Source organism: Microbacterium lacus, from assembly GCF_044794305.1.
Lineage (GTDB): Bacteria > Actinomycetota > Actinomycetes > Actinomycetales > Microbacteriaceae > Microbacterium > Microbacterium lacus_B.
Window position 1 is genome coordinate 1,723,708 of the sequence record NZ_CP084996.1, and the last position, 18,156, is coordinate 1,741,863.

16 protein-coding genes are annotated in these 18,156 nt (G+C 66.2%); all 16 read right to left on the reverse strand.

Going from position 1 to position 18,156, the window contains the following annotated elements; all coding sequences use genetic code 11:
* Positions 1-4: 4 nt before the first annotated feature.
* A complete protein-coding gene (locus LG299_RS08380) occupies positions 5-676 on the reverse strand; it encodes a rhamnogalacturonan acetylesterase (protein ID WP_404434686.1) in 672 nt (223 codons plus the stop codon).
* Positions 673-3,339, reverse strand: a complete 2,667-nt coding sequence (locus LG299_RS08385; protein ID WP_404434688.1) for a Tat pathway signal sequence domain protein — start codon at positions 3,337-3,339, stop codon at positions 673-675. The genes LG299_RS08380 and LG299_RS08385 overlap by 4 nt, the downstream gene beginning before the upstream one ends.
* On the reverse strand, positions 3,336-3,986 hold the full coding sequence (locus LG299_RS08390) for a DUF1961 family protein (protein ID WP_404434689.1): 651 nt from the start codon (positions 3,984-3,986) through the stop codon (positions 3,336-3,338). Before LG299_RS08390 ends, LG299_RS08385 begins: the two co-directional genes overlap by 4 nt.
* A complete protein-coding gene (locus LG299_RS08395) occupies positions 3,983-4,864 on the reverse strand; it encodes a carbohydrate ABC transporter permease (RefSeq protein ID WP_404434691.1) in 882 nt (293 codons plus the stop codon). Before LG299_RS08395 ends, LG299_RS08390 begins: the two co-directional genes overlap by 4 nt.
* On the reverse strand, positions 4,864-5,844 hold the full coding sequence (locus LG299_RS08400) for an ABC transporter permease (protein WP_404434693.1): 981 nt from the start codon (positions 5,842-5,844) through the stop codon (positions 4,864-4,866). Before LG299_RS08400 ends, LG299_RS08395 begins: the two co-directional genes overlap by 1 nt.
* 61 nt (positions 5,845-5,905) lie before the next feature.
* Positions 5,906-7,444 carry an extracellular solute-binding protein gene (locus LG299_RS08405; RefSeq protein ID WP_404434694.1) on the reverse strand — a complete coding sequence of 513 codons (1,539 nt, stop codon included), beginning with the start codon at positions 7,442-7,444 and terminating at the stop codon, positions 5,906-5,908.
* 41 nt (positions 7,445-7,485) lie between these two features.
* Complete coding sequence (locus LG299_RS08410) at positions 7,486-8,184, reverse strand: YesL family protein (RefSeq protein WP_404434695.1); 699 nt, start codon at positions 8,182-8,184, stop codon at positions 7,486-7,488.
* A 231-nt stretch (positions 8,185-8,415) separates the two neighbouring features.
* Positions 8,416-9,525, reverse strand: a complete 1,110-nt coding sequence (locus LG299_RS08415) for a glycerate kinase (protein ID WP_404434696.1) — start codon at positions 9,523-9,525, stop codon at positions 8,416-8,418.
* Positions 9,525-10,583 carry a LacI family DNA-binding transcriptional regulator gene (locus tag LG299_RS08420; RefSeq protein ID WP_404434698.1) on the reverse strand — a complete coding sequence of 353 codons (1,059 nt, stop codon included), beginning with the start codon at positions 10,581-10,583 and terminating at the stop codon, positions 9,525-9,527. Before LG299_RS08420 ends, LG299_RS08415 begins: the two co-directional genes overlap by 1 nt.
* A gap of 10 nt (positions 10,584-10,593) precedes the next feature.
* Positions 10,594-11,481, reverse strand: a complete 888-nt coding sequence (locus tag LG299_RS08425) for a sugar phosphate isomerase/epimerase family protein (RefSeq protein WP_404434699.1) — start codon at positions 11,479-11,481, stop codon at positions 10,594-10,596.
* The gene (locus LG299_RS08430) at positions 11,478-12,695 is read right to left on the reverse strand and encodes a dihydrodipicolinate synthase family protein (protein WP_404434700.1); all 1,218 of its coding nucleotides are present in this window, start codon (positions 12,693-12,695) and stop codon (positions 11,478-11,480) included. Before LG299_RS08430 ends, LG299_RS08425 begins: the two co-directional genes overlap by 4 nt.
* Before the next feature lie 5 nt (positions 12,696-12,700).
* Positions 12,701-13,828, reverse strand: coding sequence for a Gfo/Idh/MocA family protein (locus tag LG299_RS08435; protein ID WP_404434844.1), 1,128 nt, complete (start codon positions 13,826-13,828; stop codon positions 12,701-12,703).
* Positions 13,829-14,019: 191 nt separating this feature from the next.
* Entirely contained in the window at positions 14,020-15,546 is a 1,527-nt protein-coding gene (locus LG299_RS08440; protein ID WP_404434701.1) for an alpha-N-arabinofuranosidase, read from the reverse strand.
* Between the two features lie 18 nt (positions 15,547-15,564).
* Positions 15,565-16,224, reverse strand: a complete 660-nt coding sequence (locus LG299_RS08445) for a hypothetical protein (RefSeq protein ID WP_404434702.1) — start codon at positions 16,222-16,224, stop codon at positions 15,565-15,567.
* 2 nt (positions 16,225-16,226) lie between these two features.
* Positions 16,227-17,162 carry a carbohydrate ABC transporter permease gene (locus LG299_RS08450; RefSeq protein ID WP_404434703.1) on the reverse strand — a complete coding sequence of 312 codons (936 nt, stop codon included), beginning with the start codon at positions 17,160-17,162 and terminating at the stop codon, positions 16,227-16,229.
* Positions 17,159-18,154 (reverse strand): carbohydrate ABC transporter permease, encoded by a 996-nt coding sequence (locus LG299_RS08455; RefSeq protein WP_404434705.1) that lies wholly within the window; start codon positions 18,152-18,154, stop codon positions 17,159-17,161. The genes LG299_RS08450 and LG299_RS08455 overlap by 4 nt, the downstream gene beginning before the upstream one ends.
* Positions 18,155-18,156: the final 2 nt, after the last annotated feature.

Here is an 18,156-nt window from a genome sequence, read left to right on the forward strand (position 1 = left end):
CGCATCAGTGCACGAACACCGACCCCTTGGCCGGTCCGTCGCCGTCCCGACGCTCGATCCCACGCAGAGCTTTGCTGACGTAGGCCGCGATGCGGCGTGCTCCGCGCTCGTGGAAGTGGGTGTCGTCGGCCAGACCCTCTGGCCAGAGGGGATGCTCGCTCGGCGCGAAGTGGCAGAGCAGGTCGCGGGATGCCTCAGGCCCCATGTCTTCGTAGAGCCACGTCGTGAACGCCGTCAGGTCGACGAACCCGGTATCGAGTTCGTGGGCGAGATCTCGGACCGCGTTCGGATAGTCGCCATGCGTCGGAATGATCTGATCGCCGTCGAACCAGCGCCGCTCGACGGAGGTACACAACACCACGCGTGCACCGCGGTCGCGGGCTTCGGCCACCATCCCCCGAAGGCGATCGGCATAACCGCCGCGCGAGTCGAGATGGGGTTGCTTCTGGTCGTTGTGGCCGAACTGGATGATCACGGTGTCGCCCGGTTCGACCTCTGACAGGAGGGTCACCCAGCTGCCGGACTCGATGAAGGTTTCGGTCGTGGCACCTCCGAAGGCGAGATTGCGCACAGGCCCGGCAACGCTGTCGACGAGGAAAGGCCCCCACCCCGACATCGGCGACTCTTCGGGGGCGCACGCGGCCACGGTCGAATCCCCCGCAAGGTGGTAGGTCATCGGCTCTGCGTCTCGAGCCGATCGCCGATGAGGGCGAGGTTCTGAATAGCGGCAAGACCGTACTGCGCGGCATCGTTCGTCGAGACGCTCGGCACCTCGTCCACGGGGTTCAGAACGTGCGGGGCCTCTATGCGTCGCAGCGTGAAATCGCGGCGATGCACGAGCCACTCGCCCACCCCCTCGAAGGCGCGCCATGCGAGCGCACCCAGCCCAGCGTCGCCCGTGCTCTTCGCGGCATACGCCGCGAGGCGGCTGTGCGCCTGCTCGAGGTGAATTCCCTGCAACGGGGCGCCGGCGGCCGCGGTCTGCTCGGCGGCAGAGGCGAGGTACAGGCGGCAATAGTGATTCCACGCGTCGGCGAAGCCCGGCACGTCGACGAGGTCGATCAGTTCGCTGCACACCTCGACCAACCCGAACACGGCGCTCAGGTGCGACACCGCGACGCGATCGCGAGTGGTCTCGAACCTCCCCGAGTCCAGGTCGTAGAGCGCCTCGCCGGTCAGGAATCCGTGCGGCAGCGCGCCGATGTCTGCCATCGTGCCCAGAAGGCGGTCGCGCGATCGCTCGTTGCCCGTGCGTTCCCAGTCGGCGAGCCACGTCGCGGCGAGCGCACCCCAGTCGGTACCGAGACCGACAGCCAGAGCGGCCCGATCGGGCCGATAGGTGGCAGCATCAGTCCGCACTTTGCGTGTCGGATCGGTGTCGAGAAAGCGCTCGTCGCTGTCGCGGAGTTCGGTGAGCAGATCTCCCACGCGTTCATCGGCGGTCAGGTAGTAGAAGATGCGCCGGTAGATCGGGCTGCTGATGCGCAGCTGCTTTGCGCTGCACCCCCAGTGCTGCACGTTGTGGCGCGAGCCCAGACCCTTCCAGCGCCCCAGGTGGTAGACATCGACCTCGCCGGTATGCCGGGTCATCGCCTCGGCGAGGCGGAAGACATCGGCGCGTCCGGTGCGCAGGTACGAGTACCAGAGCCACAGATCGGGCGAGAGCTCGCTGTTGTCCCACGCGTATCCACCCACGTCGTACCGCCACACGTGGCGGTCGTGGTCGTACGCGTGCATGACATCGCCGTAGTTCCAGAAGCCATACCACCGGCGCTGATCGATCTGGCCGAGGTAGAACTCCAGCAGAAAGTCGATGCTGTCTTCGATCTCTGCGCGCACGGGCGAGGAGCGCTCCACCGGCGCCCAGTCGCCGAAGACACGCACGCTGTGCAGATGCGTCGGCGTCGGTTGCAGCAAGGGGGGACGCTGCAGGCGATCGACCGCGCTCGCCAGCTTCTCGATCGGCGGGGTGGCATCGAACGCGAACAGCGTGAGCTCATGGGTGCGCGCCACACCGTGCGCGTCGCCGAACCCCGGCTCGTAGTCCTCGTACGTGATCTCGAGCGCGTCGAGCTGCGAGGCGAACGTGTCTTGACCGAGGCCGTCGTGATAAAACCGCACGTCCATGGGCTGTGCCTGCGGGGCGTGCAGCCAGGCGGTGAGCTCGGCGCGCTCACCCGCGGCTCCGCGCACATCGAGCTGGCCCGGGTGCGACTGCCAGAACGAGCGCACGCCGATTCCGAAGCCCCCCTGCGGGTCACTGAGCGACACGAATCCCTCCGCGCGGGTGCCTGCTCCCGCGTCGACCCAGCCGTGACCGGGTGCGGTGCGCTTGCGGATGCTGAAGCCATCCGCACTGAGTTGGGTGAGGGTCACATCGCCCCACGAAGGAATGAGGTCGAGCCGGTGCGACACCTCGGTGTTCCACTCCGCAAGCGGCGGAGTCTGCCTGCCCGCGATCTGCGCGGCCCGCACGTCGACGCCCGGGTCGCGGCGCAAGCCGGTCAGCCCGCGCACGGCCTCGGAGTGAAACCCTCCGTCGGCGCCGGCCACGCGGACGTGGCGGTCGTGCAGCGCTGCCCGCAGTGGCACGTCGGCGCGTACCCCGAGACCGGCGAGAAAGTCGACCTCGGCATCTCCGTCCCAGATGACGGTGTGTACGAGACGGATCTCTGCCGAGCCCGCGATCACGACGAGCCGGACGACGAACGGGAGCCACTCCCGGTCGCCGGACTCTGCACGGTGTGAGCCTTCGATGCGCACGACGGCCCGAATCGGCCCCTCCTGCTCGACCTCGACGACCGAGATGCGAGACCGGTAGGGCATGCGCACTGCCGCTCCCCCGTCTTCGGGAACGGTCGACTGCAGAAGACTGACGAGTCGCACGTTCTCGGCCACGACGGTGCCACCACGAGTCAGGGAGCGAAAGAGCGTATCGACGGTCGCGTGCGGACCGGGGAGATCGATCTCCAGCTCGATCAAGCCGTTGTCGACGACGAGCGATGACCCTCCGCGCGAGACGCCGATCTGCGCGTGGCTTTCAGGGGCGGCGGATGCAGCATCCGTCACGATCTCGTATTCGGCAGGCTCATCCGTCGCACCGATTGCGGCGCCCACCCACTTGAGCGACCCGTCGGGCCACGTGGCGAGCGGCCAAAACTGTGCGGGTACCGGGGCGCCGTCGACGATGCGCACCTGCAGTGCATCCACGCCGGCGACAGCACCACGCGGCAGAGGAGCACCCCAGGTCACTCCGCCGGGCAGCGCGTCGGGGGCTGCGCCGTCGAGCCAGCGAAGCGGCACGGTGGTGTGGTCGGTGGTGTGGCCGGTGGGCGTCATAGCGAGTGAACCTCGAGGTTTCGGTAGCTGGCGACAAGGGGGGACATCTGGCGGAAGCCGATCCGCCCGACCCGTACACGGGGGCCGGTGGACTCGTCGTCCGTCCAGCGAAAGAGGACGAGGTCGTCGATCGAGAACGCGATGTCGGGGCCGTCCTTGATCACTTCGACCCGGTAGAAGGCTCCGCGCGCGTCGACCACCGGAGGAAGCGGATCGGCACCCTGCGCGACGAGGTGAAAGCCCGGCGACTTGCGCAGGTTGCAGGTGTGGAAGGCGCGCTCGTCCTCCCACCTGCGGCGGAAGTACGACACATGCAGAGTGCGGATGTCGCCGGAGTGGTACTGCGAATACGCCCCCGTGCGGTGCGCGAGACCGTCGTCGAAGATGCCCCCGCCGGAGGCCGCAGCCGCCCCGAAGAAGAGCATCGCGAGCCCTGGCTCGGAGCGCGGCGAGAACTCCCACGAGATGCGGATGCGGTCGCCGAAGACCTCCGGACACCACAGCGTCCAGTGGTCATCGAATCCGCCGCTGCTTGAGAGCAGAAGGCCGTCGTCACCGGCGGCCGCCGCGACGGGTCCCTCGGCAACCCAGCCATCAAGGTCAACCGGGGCGGCGAGCGCGTTGCGGTAAAGCAGCGTCGAACTCATCCCTTGACCGAACCGATCAGCATTCCCTTCGCGAAGTGCTTCTGCAGGAACGGGTAGAACAGCAGGATCGGCAGCGTCGCCACGACGATCACGGCGAACTTGATGCCCTGCGCCGGCGGCAGCTGACTGGGGTCACCGTCGACCATGGAGAGGTCGGTGGCGACCGTCACCTGGCGGAGGAACATCTGCAGCGTCCACATCGAGCTGTCGTTCAAATACAGCAGGGGCGACATGAAATCGTTCCAGATGCCGACCGCGTAGAACAGCGCGAACGTCGCGAGCACCGGCTTGGACAGCGGCAGGATGATGCTCCACAGCGTCTGCATCTCGTTGGCGCCGTCGATCTTCGCCGACTCTTCCAGTTCTGCGGGAAGCTGCTGGAAGAAGTTCTTGATGATGATCAGGCTGAACGGGTTGATCGCCAGCGGAAGGATCAGCGCCCAGTAGGTGTCAAGCAGCCCCAGGTCTTTCACGACGAGGAAGGTCGGGATCATTCCGCCGCTGAAGACCATGGTGAATACGACCGCATACAGGATGATCCGGCGACCGGGCAGGTTGGACTTCGACAGCGGGTAAGCCATCGTCGCCGTCAGGATCAGCTGGATGACGGTACCCACCGCGGTGACGAGGATCGTCGTGACGATCGCTCGCAGGAAGGCGGGGCTCGTCAGGATCGATTCGTAGGCGCGGAGGCTGAAGGTCTCGGGCCAGAGGAAGAACGAACGCGTCGCCAGCTCTGCCTCGGTCGCGAACGACCCCGCGATGACGAACACGAACGGGATGAGGGCGATGATGCCCACCGCCGAGAGCATGATGACGTTGAAGACGTCGAAGATCCTGCCGCCCCGGGTATTGAACCGGTACTTCTCGCGTGCCATCAGAAGATTCCCGTCTGGTTGGAGCGGCGCGCAATCCAGTTGGCGCCGAAGATGAGGATCACGCCGACCACGGCCTTGAACAGACCTACCGCGGTGCTGTAGCTGTACGAGCCTTGCGTGATGCCCATGAAGTACACGTAGGTGTCGAAGACGTCCGCCACCTGCCTGTTGAGCGAGTTCGTCATGAGGTAGATCTGCTCGAAGCCTGTGTTGAGAACCTGCCCCATCTGCAGGACGAGCAGAACGATGATCGTCGGCATGATCGAGGGGAGCGTGATGTGCCAGACCCGCTGGAAGCGGCCGGCGCCATCGATGATCGCCGCTTCGTACTGCTCCATGTCGACCGAAGCGAGGGCTGCCAAGAAGATGATCGTGCCCCATCCGGTGTTCTTCCAGATGTCTTGCAGAACGATGATCGGCCGGAACCACGCCGGGTCGGTGAGGAAGCTGATGTCGGTGCCGAACATCCCGTTGATCAGCTGTGTCAGCGGACCGATGTCGAGCGCGAACAGCAGGTAGGTCAGCGAGGCGACGACGGTCCACGACAGGAAGTGCGGAATGTAGATGAGCGTCTGCACGGAGCGCTTGACGATGTTGATACGCAGCTCGTTCAGCAGCAGGGCCGTGATGATGGTCAGCGGGAACGCGATCACCAGGCTCAGCAGGGCCAGGATGAGGGTGTTCGCCAGCAGCCGCGGAAAGTCGGGGCTGCTGAAGAAGTCCTCGAAGTGCGCAAGCCCGACCCAGGGGCTGTCCTGGATGCCGAGGAACGGGACGTAGTCCTTGAACGCGATGATCGCGCCGTACATCGGTCCGTAGCGGAAGGTGGCGAAGTAGATCACGCCAGGAAGAAGCAGCAGGTACAGCCACTTGAACTGCGAGAAGTGCGCGCGCGCACCTCTTCGACGCTTCTTCGGCGGCACCACGATGACTTCGGTGGCGGTGACCGCGTTGCTTTGGGTACTTCCCAGAATGACCACGAGGTGTCCTCTCCGGTTGGGGTGGGCGGTGGGAGGATGCTTCCTCCCACCGCCCGCCGGATCAGTTCGAGCTGGAGTAAAGCTCGTTCACTTCGGCGATGACATCGTTGCCACCGCTGGTGCGCCACAGTTCGATTGCAGACTTCAGCGCATTGAGGTCGATCTGACCCGCGATGTACTGCAACCGTGCGTCCGAGACGATGACATCGAGTTGCGCGCCCTTGGACACGTAGGTCGGTGACACGTACGGCGATGCCGGGTCGAAGGTGGCGAACTCGAGGTCGCTCGCCTCGATCTCCTTGCGCTTGTCGTACATCTCCTGCTCGTAGTCGCTCGGCTGCTTGGGCAGCAAGCCCTGGAAGCCGCCCACGTTCATGCCGAGCTGGGAGAAGCTGAGCACATCGTCCTTCAGGGTCTGCGGAGCATCGGTGATCGCGACGGCGAGGTCGCCTTCGACGGTGTAGGTCTCGCCCTCGATGCCGTTGTTGAGGATCGGACCCGCCTCGGGCGAATTCATCGCGTTGAGCACTTCGAGCACTCCGCGCAGCTCAGCCTCGGTGCGCACGTTCGTCTTCGGGACGGCCAGGAATCCGCTGTATCCCGTGGTCGGGTGAGCGTGGAGTTCACCGTCGGGGCCTTCGAGGTTGCCGCTCACGTCGACGAACTGGTCGAAGGTGTCGGGGTTCTGCTGCTTGAACAGGCTCATCAGAACGCCGGCGCGGGAGTGAACGTCGATGATGATGCCACCCTTGCCGTTCAGGAACGGCTCGTTCCAGGTCGCCGAGTCGAAGGTCGCGTAGTCGGGGTTGACGAGACCCTCATCGATCAGTGTCTTCTCGTACTCGACACCCTCGAGGAACTCGTCGGTCGTGAAGCTGGGAACGAGTTCGCCGTCACGCTCGGTCCAGCGGTTGCCGGCACCGAACCACGTCTCCATGACGTCGTAGGGGCTGTTGGTACCGATGGCGCCGGGCCACTTCGGAATGATGATGCCGTACGTGTCGTCAGCGCCGTTGCCGTCGGGGTCTTCTTCGGTGAACGCTTTCGCGATCTCGTAGAGATCGTCGGTGGTCTTGGGCATCTCCATGCCGACGTTTGCGAGCCAGTCCTTGCGGACGATGACGGCGGCGCGCATGACGTCGCGTGCACGGAACACTCCGTAGACCTCGCCGTTGACACTGGCCGCGGCCTGGACCTCGGGGTAGGTGCTCTTGAGGTTCGGATAGTCGTCGAGGTAATCCGTGAGCTCCCAGAACGCGCCGGCTTGCGCGTTGCGCACGAAGCCGGGGCTCTTGCCCTGGATGACCATGACCTGCGGGATGTCGTCGCCCGCGAGGGTGATGTTGGTCTTGTCTTCGTACGACGAGTTCGGCACCCAGGTGATGTCGAGGTCGACATCGATGACTTCTTCCAGTGCCAGTTCGATGTCGTTGCCGGCGGTCGGCGCGTTCGTCACGAGGAAGGGCGCCATGATCGAGAGGGTCTCGAGTTCGGCTGCGTCGGCGGGTTCGGCGCTCTCGCCGCCGGCCGCGCATCCCGCAAGGGTGATGGCGCCGGCGGTGATGAGGGCGAGACTGCTGAGCTTTCTGCTGTGCTTCATGGAGGGAACTCCTTCGTTCTTGGTGGGGGTTGTGGGGATGGTTATCGAGCGGACGAGAGGACAGCGGGCGAAGCGATGTGGGCGGATGCTGCGGAGGTCGCAGCATCCGTCAGTTCAGAGACGTGGCGGTCGTTGGCGGTGAAGAACGCGACGCACAGTGCGGTGCTGATCGTCAGCCAGGCGCCGAGCGAGACGAACGGGATGAGACCCGGTACCACGAGGCTGGCGACGACGATCAGCGTCGCTGCGAGCAGCAGAAGCAGCACGTGGGCGAGGTTGCGGATCATCCAGCGCGAGGCGGTGAGAAGGTACGCACGCAGGGGCAGGTCGTAGTGCACGTACATCGTCACGGCGACAGCGCCCAGCGCGAAGGTGAGGACGAAGGCCACGACGGTTGCCACTCCGGGGAGGGTGCCCAGGAGTCCGGCCTCGGCGAAGCCACCGGCGTTCAGCCCTAGGATCACGAGGAGAATGCTGACCGGCGCGAAGACGGCGTTGGTGCGCCAGAACTCTCGCCGCCACGCGGAAGCGAAGGTGCGGAAGATCGGGAAGCTCTCGCCGCGAAGCTTGCGGCGGGTGAGTTCAGCGGCGGCGACGGTGGCGGGAGCGGCACCGAGGACGATGGCCCCGGCGAGGGTGAACAGGTACCAGAGGACGTTGATCGTCATCACCCAGAGCACCCAGTCACACGCGCCGTGGAGGCGGACAGCCCAGCCACTTGCAGATGCACTCGCGCTCATCGATATCTCCATTGATGTGTCGGTTCCCGCACCCGACCCGGTGAGTCACGATTGGGGAAACGCTTTCCCGAAGATACTAACCCGATCCTTGAAACGTGTCAACCCATGCGAGCCGAAGCATCCGACGGAGTGCCTTCCGGGGCGGCGAACATGCGCGACGAGCCGCGAGCGCGTGCGTCGGGCAAGATCCACGCTCCGAACCCGCAAGGGATGGCCGAAGGCGGGGCTGAGTCAGAGGGTGCGGGCGAGCGTGGCTCCCGCGACGCGCAGCCAGCGCGCCGGGTCGCCGATCGCGCCGGCAGAAGATCCCGCGAGATCGGTCAGCGACGCGGATGCGGCGAAGCCCGAGGTGTCGGCATCCGGAGCAATCCGCCCCGCGACGAGAGCAACGGGCACACCGGCGGCACGCGCGAGCGCGGCGACGTGAGCGGGCGCCTTGCCGCCGGCGGACTGCCCGTCGAACGAGCCTTCGCCGGTGATGACGACGGATGCTTCAGCCACCGCATCCGCGAGGCCGATGAGCGTCGCGACCTCGACCGAGCCGGGCACGAGCGTGGCTCCCCAGGCGAGCAACCCGAACCCGGAGCCGCCGGCGGCGCCCGCACCAGGTGTCGCAGGGTCGACCGGCATCAGAGCAGCCAGGCGCGCGAGGCCTGCCTCGGCGAAGACCACGCCGTCGGCGTCGAGACCCTTCTGCGGGCCGAATACGGCCGCGGCGCCAGTCGGACCCACCAACGGGTTGGTCACATCGCTCAGGACGACGACTCCGCCGGGCGGGAGCGGCGGAAGGGCCGTGAGATCGGCGACGGCGACGGCGGCGAGCCCGCGCGCACCGGGTGCGATCGGGTTGCCCGCAGCGTCGGCGAAGCGCGCTCCGAGCGCCGAAAGAAGGCCGACTCCCCCGTCGGTCGATGCGCTCGAGCCGATGCCTAAGACCAGCGACCAGACGCCGTGCGCGAGCGCGTCCGCGATCGCCTGGCCGAAGCCCCGGGTGTCAGCGTCGAAGGGCAGCCGGCGATCACCCAGCATCTCGATGCCGCTCGTGGAGGCGATCTCGACGACACCGGTGCCACCGGGTGTGTCAGGTGTGGCGGGAAGCAGGAGCCATGTCACGTCAGCGTCCGCGGCATCCGGACCCACGACCGTCACCGGCATGCGCACCGCCCCAGGAACTGCGGTGGCGAAGGCATCGACCGTCCCCTCGCCGCCATCCGCCATCGGCAGCAGCACAAGGGGGTCGTCCGGGCGGACGTCAGCCCACCCTTGGGCAAGTGCGTGCGCTGCATCGGCCGCGGAAATCGATCCCTTCAGGCTGTCGGGCGCGATGACAACGGTGGGCATCAGGTCGCGAGGCGCGGAGGCGTGCTCTCGCGCACCTCTATCGAGAGCGAGAGAGCATCGGCATCGAGCTGCCAGTCGGCGTCGACGGCGGCCCGCAAGGTTTGATACCCGACCTCTTCGAGGGGAACGCGCACGGTCGTGAGGGCCGGGGTGACGTCTCTGCCGGTGGGGATGTCGTCGAAACCCGCCACGGCGATATCACCGCCGACCGTGCGGGCAGAGGAGCGGACGCCGGTCAGCGCGCCGATCGCAATCACGTCCGTGACACCGAACACGACCGTGCCCGCCTCGACGCCGTCGTCGATCGCATCGACCATCATGCGAACGCCCGACTCACGCGTGAGGCTGCCGCGGTAGACCCGCGCCACGGCGCCCCCGGCAGCGGTGAAACCCGCGGTGAACCCGGCTACACGGTCGTCCGAGGTACGCACACCCTCGTGAGCGGCAAGGATGATCGCGCTGCGGTAGCCACGCCCGGCGAGCGCGGTCGCCAGCGCGTGTGCACCACCGCGGTTGTCGATCATGACAGTGCGTACGTCACCGCCGCCCGGGCCGAGGGCCACGACACGTCCGCCCGCTGAGGAGAGTGCGTCGAGCTCTTGCTGGAGCTCCGCCGTGGGAGTCTCGGTACTCCGCGACGCTGCGAGAATGAGCCCTCGCGGGCGCTGGCCGCGCAGCGCGCGGACGAGCTTCACCTCCCGCTGCGGATCACGGTCGGTGATCGCGATCGTCACCACGAGGCCCGCCTCGTCGGCACCGCGAGCGACACCCGAGGCGATCTGACCGAAGTACGGGTCGGCGATGTCGGCCACCAGCAGCGCGATGATCGCCGAGGTGCCCTTCGCCGTGGCCTGCGCCGAGAGGTTTGCCGAGTATCCGAGGCGCGCGGCGGCGTCCTCGACGCGCTCTCGATACGACTCCGCCACCTTGCGTTCAGATCCGTTGAGCACCCGCGACGCGGTGGCCAAAGACACGCCCGCCTCGCGGGCGACATCGTGCAGCGTTGCCGCTTGCCCTCGCGGCCGATCGCGCACACCTTCGAGCGTCATGTCGGTCATCAGCCCGATTCTAGGGTGTGCGCGCAGCCGCCGCCGCGAGGTGCGGCGACACGGTCGCACTGAACGCGTCGGAGGTGCGCCGCACGACATCGTCGGGTGCGCTCGCCCACACATCGGCGTTGAAGATCTCGACCTCGATGTCACCGGTGTAGCCGGTCTCTTCGACCGCACGCGTGAGCGAACCGAAGTCGATGACACCCTCGCCCATGTAGTGGCGGCTGAGCAGCACGTCGGCGGCGAGCGGTGTCTGCCAGTCGCACACCTGGTAAGTCGCGATGCGGCCTTCACGCCCGGCACGGGCGATCTGGCTCAGCACATCGGGGTCCCAGAAAACGTGGAACGTGTCGACCGTGACACCCACGACCGCAGGGTCGAAGTCTGCGGCGAGATCGAGCGCCTGGCCGAGTGTCGAGACGACGGCACGGTCGGTGACGTACATCGGATGCAGCGGCTCGATCGCGAGCGTGACACCTGAGGCCGCAGCATCCGGAGCCAATTCACCCAGCGCGTCGCGCACGCGCTCGCGCGCACCGACGATGTCGCGCGAACCCTCGGGGAGCCCTCCGGCGACGAGCACGAGGATCGAGGTGGAGCCATCAGCGGCGGCGGCGGCGAGTGTCGCGGTCTCTTCGATCGCGCGACGGTTGTCATCGATCGCGGCTCGACGGGCAGCACCCTCGGCGAGGGTGAAGAATCCGCCGCGGCAGTGGGTGGTGAACCGCAGGCCCGAGTCGGTGAGCATCTGGGCGGCGACGTCGAGTCCGACCTCGTTCACCGGCTCGCGCCAGAGTCCGATCGCCTGCACTCCGGCATCCGCCGTCGCGCGCAGCGCCGTGGCAAGGTCAGCGTGCTTGAGCGTCGCCTGGTTGATCGACAGGCGCGGATCGGGGGCGTTCACAGGAGCACCCCCGGAATGTCGATGCCCGCACCGCGCAGCATGCCGTGCCAACGAACAGCCGCGAGTTCGGGCTGCTCCAGGGCATGCGATGCGTTTGCGAGTTCGACGATGCGCGACAGGTGCGGAAGACTCCGCGCCGAGTGCAGACCGCCGACCATCTGGAACGCCGACTGGTGACCGTTGAGCCACGACAAGAAGGCGACACCGGTTTTGTAGTAGAACGTCGGCGCGGCGAAGACCTGACGGCTGAGCGCTTCGGTCGGCCCGAGGATCTCGAGATAGCGCGCCGGGTCACCGGCGTCGAGCGCTTGGATCGCCGCGGACGCAACCGGAGTGATCGCGGCGAACGCGCCCAACAGCGCATCGGAGTGCTGCCGCGGTGACGCGGGGTCACGATCGGGCTGAGCTGCGTCGGGAACGTCGGCGCCGCCGATGAGTCCGACGTAGTTGAAGTCGTCGCCGGTGAACATGCGCACACCTTCGGGAAGGCGCTCACGCACCGACACCTCGGATGCGGCATCCAGCAGACTCATCTTCACGCCGGCGATTCTGTCGGCGTTCTCGCCGATGATGTCGAGCAGGACGGCGGATGCTTCGCGCCAATCGGTCGAACCGAAATAGCCCTCGAGCGACGGGTCGAACGCCGTGCCGAGCCAGTGCAGCACGACCGGGGTGGTCGCCGACTGCAGCACTTCGCGGTACACGTGCCGGTAATCGTCCGCGGACTGAGCGACACGAGCAAGGTGCCGCGATGCCATGAGCACCGGACCCGCACCCTGCTCTTCGGTGAAGTGCAGCTGCTCCTTGAACGCGTCGATGACCTGATCGAGCGAGATGTGCTCTTCGGCGACGTGGTCGGTGTTGACCCCGACGACGACCGAGCCGCCCTCTTCGCGGGCGGTCTGAGCCGACCGCGAGATCAGTTCACGAGTGGCGGCAGCATCCAGCCCCATGTTCCGCTGCGCGGTGTCCATGGCGTCGGCGACACCGAGACCCCACGAGTAGACCTGGCGGCGAAACGCGAGCGTCGAGTCCCAGTCGATGTCGGCGGGCTGCCCCGGGGTGTTGTCACCCCAGACCACCGGCACGACGTGCGCGGCGGCGTACGCGACGCGGCTCTGCAGCGGCGCGGTCGGTTTGGTGAAAGCGGGGCGATCGGCGAGCGAGACCAGCGAGGTCGCACCGTCGGCCGCGAGCAGGGTGAGGTGGGGCATGGAGATCAGTCCAGCGAGAGCTCGGAGAGCGCGACCTTACGGCCTTCGCGGCTGGACTGGAGCCCTGCCTCGGCCAGCTGCACTCCGCGCGCGCCCGAGAGAAGGTCGAACTCGTAGTCGGTGCCCTCGACATACGAGACGAGGAACTCCTCCCACTGCTGCTTGAAGCCGTTCTGGAAGACGTCGTTCACGGGCAGCTCGGCCCAGTCGGCGTCGTAGTCGTGGTCGTCGGCGAGGTCGGGGTTCCACACGGGCTTGGGGGTGGCGTTGCGGTGCTGGATCTTCGCACCGAACAGGCCGACCACGGCCGAGCCGTGCGTACCGTCGACGTGGAACTCGACGAGCTCATCGCGGTTCACGCGCACCGTCCAGCTCGAGTTGATCTGCGCGACGACGCCGCCCTCAAGCTCGAAGATGCCGTACGCGGCGTCCTCGGCGGTGGCGGTGTAGTGCTCGCTGTTCTCGTCCCAGCGGTCGGCGATGTGCACCGATGCCTGGGCGTAGACCGTCTCGACCTTGCCGAAGAGGTTCTCGAGCACGTAGTTCCAATGCGGGAACATGTCGACGATGATTCCGCCACCGTCTTCGGTGCGGTAGTTCCAGCTCGGACGCTGGGCGGGCTGCCAGTCACCCTCGAACACCCAGTAGCCGAACTCGCCGCGGACGCTGAGGATGCGTCCGAAGAAGCCGGAGTCGATGAGGCGCTTGAGCTTCTGCAGACCGGGCAGGTAGAGCTTGTCGTGCACGACGCCGGTCTTGACGCCGGCCGCGGCGGCGAGGTTCGCGAGCTCAAGTGCCTCTTCGACCGACTCCGCCGTGGGCTTTTCGGTGTAGATCGTCTTGCCGGCGGCGATCGCCTTGCGCAGGGCCGACGAACGGGCCTTGGTTACGAGGAAGTCGGCGTAGATCTCCCAGCGCGGGTCAGCCAGCGCAGCGTCGAGGTCGTTGGTGTAGTCCTCGATGCCGTGCTTCGCGGCGAGCTCGGCGAGCTTGGCGGTGCTCCGGCCGACGAGGATCGGCTTCACGGTCACCTTTGAGCCATCGGACAGCTCGATGCCGCCTTGGTCGCGGATCGCGAGGATCGAACGCACCAGGTGCTGGCGGTAGCCCATCCGGCCCGAGACGCCGTTCATGATGATGCCGATCTCGCGGACCGGGGGGAGGACGTCGGCGACTGCCGTCGCGGGGCTGAGAGTGGTCGTCTCTGACACGTGCGTTTCCTTCTGCTCATCGCTTGACCCGATGAGGTGGGTAAGCGCTTTCCGATAGTTTGTCACAGAATGGGACCGGCGCGCAAGCGCTTTCCCGCTGTGGTGGGTGGAGGTCAGGCCAGGCGAATCGCCGCCCAGCTGACGGGGGGCAATGAGGCTGTGAGCACGGATGCTGCGACCGCCGCATCCTCGACGGGTCGCACTCCGACCCGCTCGGGCTCGGCGAGTGTGTTCGCGGCGTAATGGTCGTGCTCGTGAAGGAGGTGCGACTCCACGACCGTCAGTTCTTTACCCAGGGCTTCGGCGAGCTGTGAGATATCGACGCGGAGGGACGCGGCATCCGTCAACGATCTGTTGACCACGAACAGGCTGACGCCGTCGTCGTCGACCGTGGCGACCGCATTGACGTTCACCACTTCTCCGAACCGCTCGCTCGTGAAGGTGCCCGACTCGACCGCGACACGCACAGCGCGTGCGCCGGGAGCGGTCAGACGCGAGGTGAGCGAGAACGGGAAGAACGTCGTCTGGCGCCACGAGATGCCGCCGGGTTCGGTCATGATCGGCGCGATGACGTTGACCAACTGAGCGAGGGAGGCCGAACGTACGCGGTCGGAATGCTGGAGCAGCGTGATCATCAGGTCGCCGAAGACGACCGCGTCCAGCGCGTTGTACTGGTCTTCGAGCTGACGCGGCGCGACCGGCCACTCGTCGGGTCCGTAGGTGACGGCCTGCTCATTCCAGGTCGACATGTACCAGACGTTCCACTCGTCGAACGAGAGCATGATGCGTTTCTCGCTCTTCTTGAGAGCGGCGACGTGATCGGCGGTGGCGACGACCGACTCGATGAAGCGCTGCATGTCGACAGCCGAGGCGAGAAACTCGCGGGCATCGCCGTCATGCTCTTGGTAGTAGGCGTGGCACGAGATGAAGTCGACGTCGTCGAACGTGTGCTCGAGCACTTGGCGCTCCCACGCACCGAAGGTCGGCATCGACCGCCCGGAGGACCCGCACGCGACGAGCTCGATCGACGGATCGAGCTGGCGCATGCCCTTCGCGGTGCGCGATGCGAGCTTTCCGTAGTCGGTGGCGTTGCGGTGGCCGAGCTGCCAGGGGCCATCCATCTCGTTGCCCAGGCACCACATCTTCACGCCGAACGGCGTATCGCGGCCGTTGGCAGCTCGCTCGTCTGTGCGCGCCGTCTTCACCGACGTGTTGGCGTACTCGAGTAGATCGAGCGCCTCCTGCGTCCCGCGCGTGCCGAGGTTGACGGCGAGCATGAGGTCACTGCCGACCTTGTCGAGCCACGACTGAAATTCGTGCAGGCCGATCTCGTTGGTTTCGGTCGCGTGCCAGGCGAGGTCGAGACGGCGCGGACGCTGCTCTTTCGGGCCGATGCCGTCTTCCCAGCGGTACCCCGACACGAAGTTGCCGCCGGGGTAGCGGATGGTGCTCACGCCCAGCTCTTTGACGAGCTTCACGACATCGGTACGGAAGCCTTCGGCGTCGGCTGTCTCGTGCCCGGGCTCGAAGATGCCGTCATAGATGTGGCGCCCGAGATGCTCGACGAACCCTCCGAAGATTCGGCGGTCAATCTCGGCGACCTCGGCACGCGGGTCGAGGTGAGCGTCGACGGTGGTCATGAATGCCTTTCGGGAGTATCAGCGCGTGCGGCGGCGCTCGGGAATTGCCACGGCCGCGAGCGCGGCGAGGCCCAGTGCGGGCAACAACAGCGGGAGGAGAACCCAGGTCACGACCGCGACGAACCCGGCGGTGGCAACAAGGTAAAGCCCACCGACGGGGTCGGCGGCAACACTGCGCGGCACGGAGCGGACGGCGGCCAGCCATCCGGTCTCGGGCGACCATGCTGCGGCGGCAACCAGCACAGCGACCGAGAGTGCGGCGAGGCCGACCCATCCGACGATCTCGATGAGGATTCCCCCGGGGAGGAAGCCACTGCGTGCGAGGTCGATGTCGAGCAGCAGAATGACCAGCACCACTGTGGAGGCGAGCCCTACAACGGCTCCCATCGGCAGCGCGCGGCGCACATCCGCCCAGAAGAAGACGAGGGACGAGTCATCCGCCGCCACGAAACGACGCAGATGGCGGATGCCTGCCGCCAGCCCCGCGGGGAGGGTCACGACCAGCACGCCCACCAGCGCAACGAGCAGCCCGATCATGAGCACTTCGCCCAACAGGGCGAACTTCGCCCCTGCACCCGGGAACCGTGCTGGCGGACGCTCTTCGATGGTCGGGCCGCTGCCCGAGCGGTCGGCGCGCAGCGCTGCCTTGTGCTCGCGCTTTGTGGTCACGGTGCTCACCGTCAGCCCTTGAGCCCTTGGGTGGCGACACCGTCGACCAGGAAGCGCTGGAACACCAGGAAGAAGATCAGCACTGGGAGGAGGGCGAGGAAGGACGCCGTCACGGTGGCACCGAAGTCGCTGGAGGAGGACTGGTCGTTGTAGAGGCGCAGAGCGATCGGCAACGGGTAGTTCTCCGGGCTCGTCAAATACAGCAGGGGTCCGAGGAAGTCGTTCCACGCCCAGATGAAGGAGAAGATCGCGCAGGTGATCAGGGCGGGCTTGATCAACGGGATGATGATCGCCCAGAAGATGCGGACGTGTCCGGCTCCGTCGATGCGGGCTGCTTCGTCCATGTCGCGGGGCATCTGGCGGATGAACTGGACGAGGAGGAAGACGAAGAACGCCTCGGTGGCGAGGAACTTCGGGATCAGCAGCGGCCAGAACGTGTCAACCAAGCCGAGGTTGTTGAACAAAATGTACTGCGGGATGATCACGACGTGGAACGGCAGCAGGAGCGTGCCGATCATTGCCGCGAACAGGATGCCGAGTCCCTTGAATTGGATACGTCCGAACGCGTACGCGGCCATCGCGCTCGAGACCACGGTGCCGATGACCGAGACCACGGCGATCAGGAGCGAGTTCGCGAAGAACTTCCACAGCGGGACGCCGGCGATGCCCTCGAGCACCTTGATGTAATTGTCGATCGTGGGGCTGTTGGGGAGAAGGCCCATGTTGCTACCGAACTCACCGTTGGGCTTGAAGGTCGAAAAGAGCAGCCAGACCAGCGGGTAGAGCACGACCGCGGTGATGAGGATGAGCGCGACCAGCCAGACGAGGGTCTGCCAGGTGCGGCGCTTGACCTTGCGTCGACCGGTCGCGGGGCCGGTCTTCGGGTCGGGGTCGACCTGGTTCTCGACCTGGATCAGCGCGTTCTGGGAGAAGGAGGAAGTGGTCATTTGCTGTCTCCCGAGTAGTGGACCCACGAGCGCTGGGTGCGGAACAGGATGAACGCGATGATCGCGACGACGATCAGCAACACCCAGGCGATCGCGGCGGCGTAGCCCATCTGCCCGTCACTGAAGCCGCGCTTGTAGAGGTAGAGGGTGATGAAGTTCGTCATCCCGGCAGGGCCACCCGACCCGTTGGAGATGATGTACGCCGACGCGAAGACCTGGAACGCGCCGATCAAGCCGAGGAGCAGGTTGAAGAAGATCACCGGTGACAGCAGCGGAACCGTGACCGCGCGGAATCGATGAAACGCACCCGCGCCGTCCATTTCGGCTGCCTCATACAGTTCCTTCGGGATCTGCTTGAGACCGGCGAGGAAGATGACCATCGTTGCGCCGAACATCCACACCGACAGAAGGATCATCATCGGCAGCACCAGATCGGGGTTACCGACCCACCCGCCGAGGTTGATGCCGAACAGGCTTAGTCCGTTGTCGACGGGGCCATCGGCAGAGAACATCGCCCGCCAGACGATCGCGACCGAGACCGATCCGCCGATCAGCGACGGGGCGTAGAACGCGGAGCGGAAGAATCCGGCACCCTTGTCGCGATAGTTCAGCAGCATCGCGACCGCCAGAGCGGCGATCAACGTGATCGGCGTCCCTACGAGCACATAGATCAGGGTGATCTGCGCGGATTGGATGAACGCGGGATCGTTCGTGAACATCCGGATGTAGTTGTCGAATCCAATCCACCGGGGCGGCTGGAAGATGTTGTAGCTCGTGAACGACAGATACAGCGAGTAGACCATCGGGATGATCGTCAGACCGAAGAAACCGAGGAGCCAGGGAGAGAGGAACCCGTACCCCGCGAGAGACTCCTTCAGCAGCCTGGACCTTTGGCCCGGACGGCTCAGGTGTTCCGGACGCTCCTTGCGAAGCAAAGACCGACGCGAAGACTTCTCGCCCGTCACAATGACTCTCGTCGCAGTAGTACTCACGT

Excerpts from the sequence above, each read along its gene's own strand:
- LG299_RS08380 (WP_404434686.1), bottom strand. The coding sequence starts at position 676 with ATGACCTACCACCTTGCGGGGGATTCGACCGTGGCCGCGTGCGCCCCC.
- LG299_RS08385 (WP_404434688.1), bottom strand. The coding sequence starts at position 3,339 with ATGACGCCCACCGGCCACACCACCGACCACACCACCGTGCCGCTTCGC.
- LG299_RS08390 (WP_404434689.1), bottom strand. The coding sequence starts at position 3,986 with ATGAGTTCGACGCTGCTTTACCGCAACGCGCTCGCCGCCCCGGTTGAC.
- LG299_RS08395 (WP_404434691.1), bottom strand. The coding sequence starts at position 4,864 with ATGGCACGCGAGAAGTACCGGTTCAATACCCGGGGCGGCAGGATCTTC.
- LG299_RS08405 (WP_404434694.1), bottom strand. The coding sequence starts at position 7,444 with ATGAAGCACAGCAGAAAGCTCAGCAGTCTCGCCCTCATCACCGCCGGC.
- LG299_RS08410 (WP_404434695.1), bottom strand. The coding sequence starts at position 8,184 with ATGAGCGCGAGTGCATCTGCAAGTGGCTGGGCTGTCCGCCTCCACGGC.
- LG299_RS08415 (WP_404434696.1), bottom strand. The coding sequence starts at position 9,525 with ATGCCCACCGTTGTCATCGCGCCCGACAGCCTGAAGGGATCGATTTCC.
- LG299_RS08420 (WP_404434698.1), bottom strand. The coding sequence starts at position 10,583 with ATGACCGACATGACGCTCGAAGGTGTGCGCGATCGGCCGCGAGGGCAA.
- LG299_RS08430 (WP_404434700.1), bottom strand. The coding sequence starts at position 12,695 with ATGCCCCACCTCACCCTGCTCGCGGCCGACGGTGCGACCTCGCTGGTC.
- LG299_RS08435 (WP_404434844.1), bottom strand. The coding sequence starts at position 13,828 with ATGAACGGCGTCTCGGGCCGGATGGGCTACCGCCAGCACCTGGTGCGT.
- LG299_RS08440 (WP_404434701.1), bottom strand. The coding sequence starts at position 15,546 with ATGACCACCGTCGACGCTCACCTCGACCCGCGTGCCGAGGTCGCCGAG.
- LG299_RS08450 (WP_404434703.1), bottom strand. The coding sequence starts at position 17,162 with ATGACCACTTCCTCCTTCTCCCAGAACGCGCTGATCCAGGTCGAGAAC.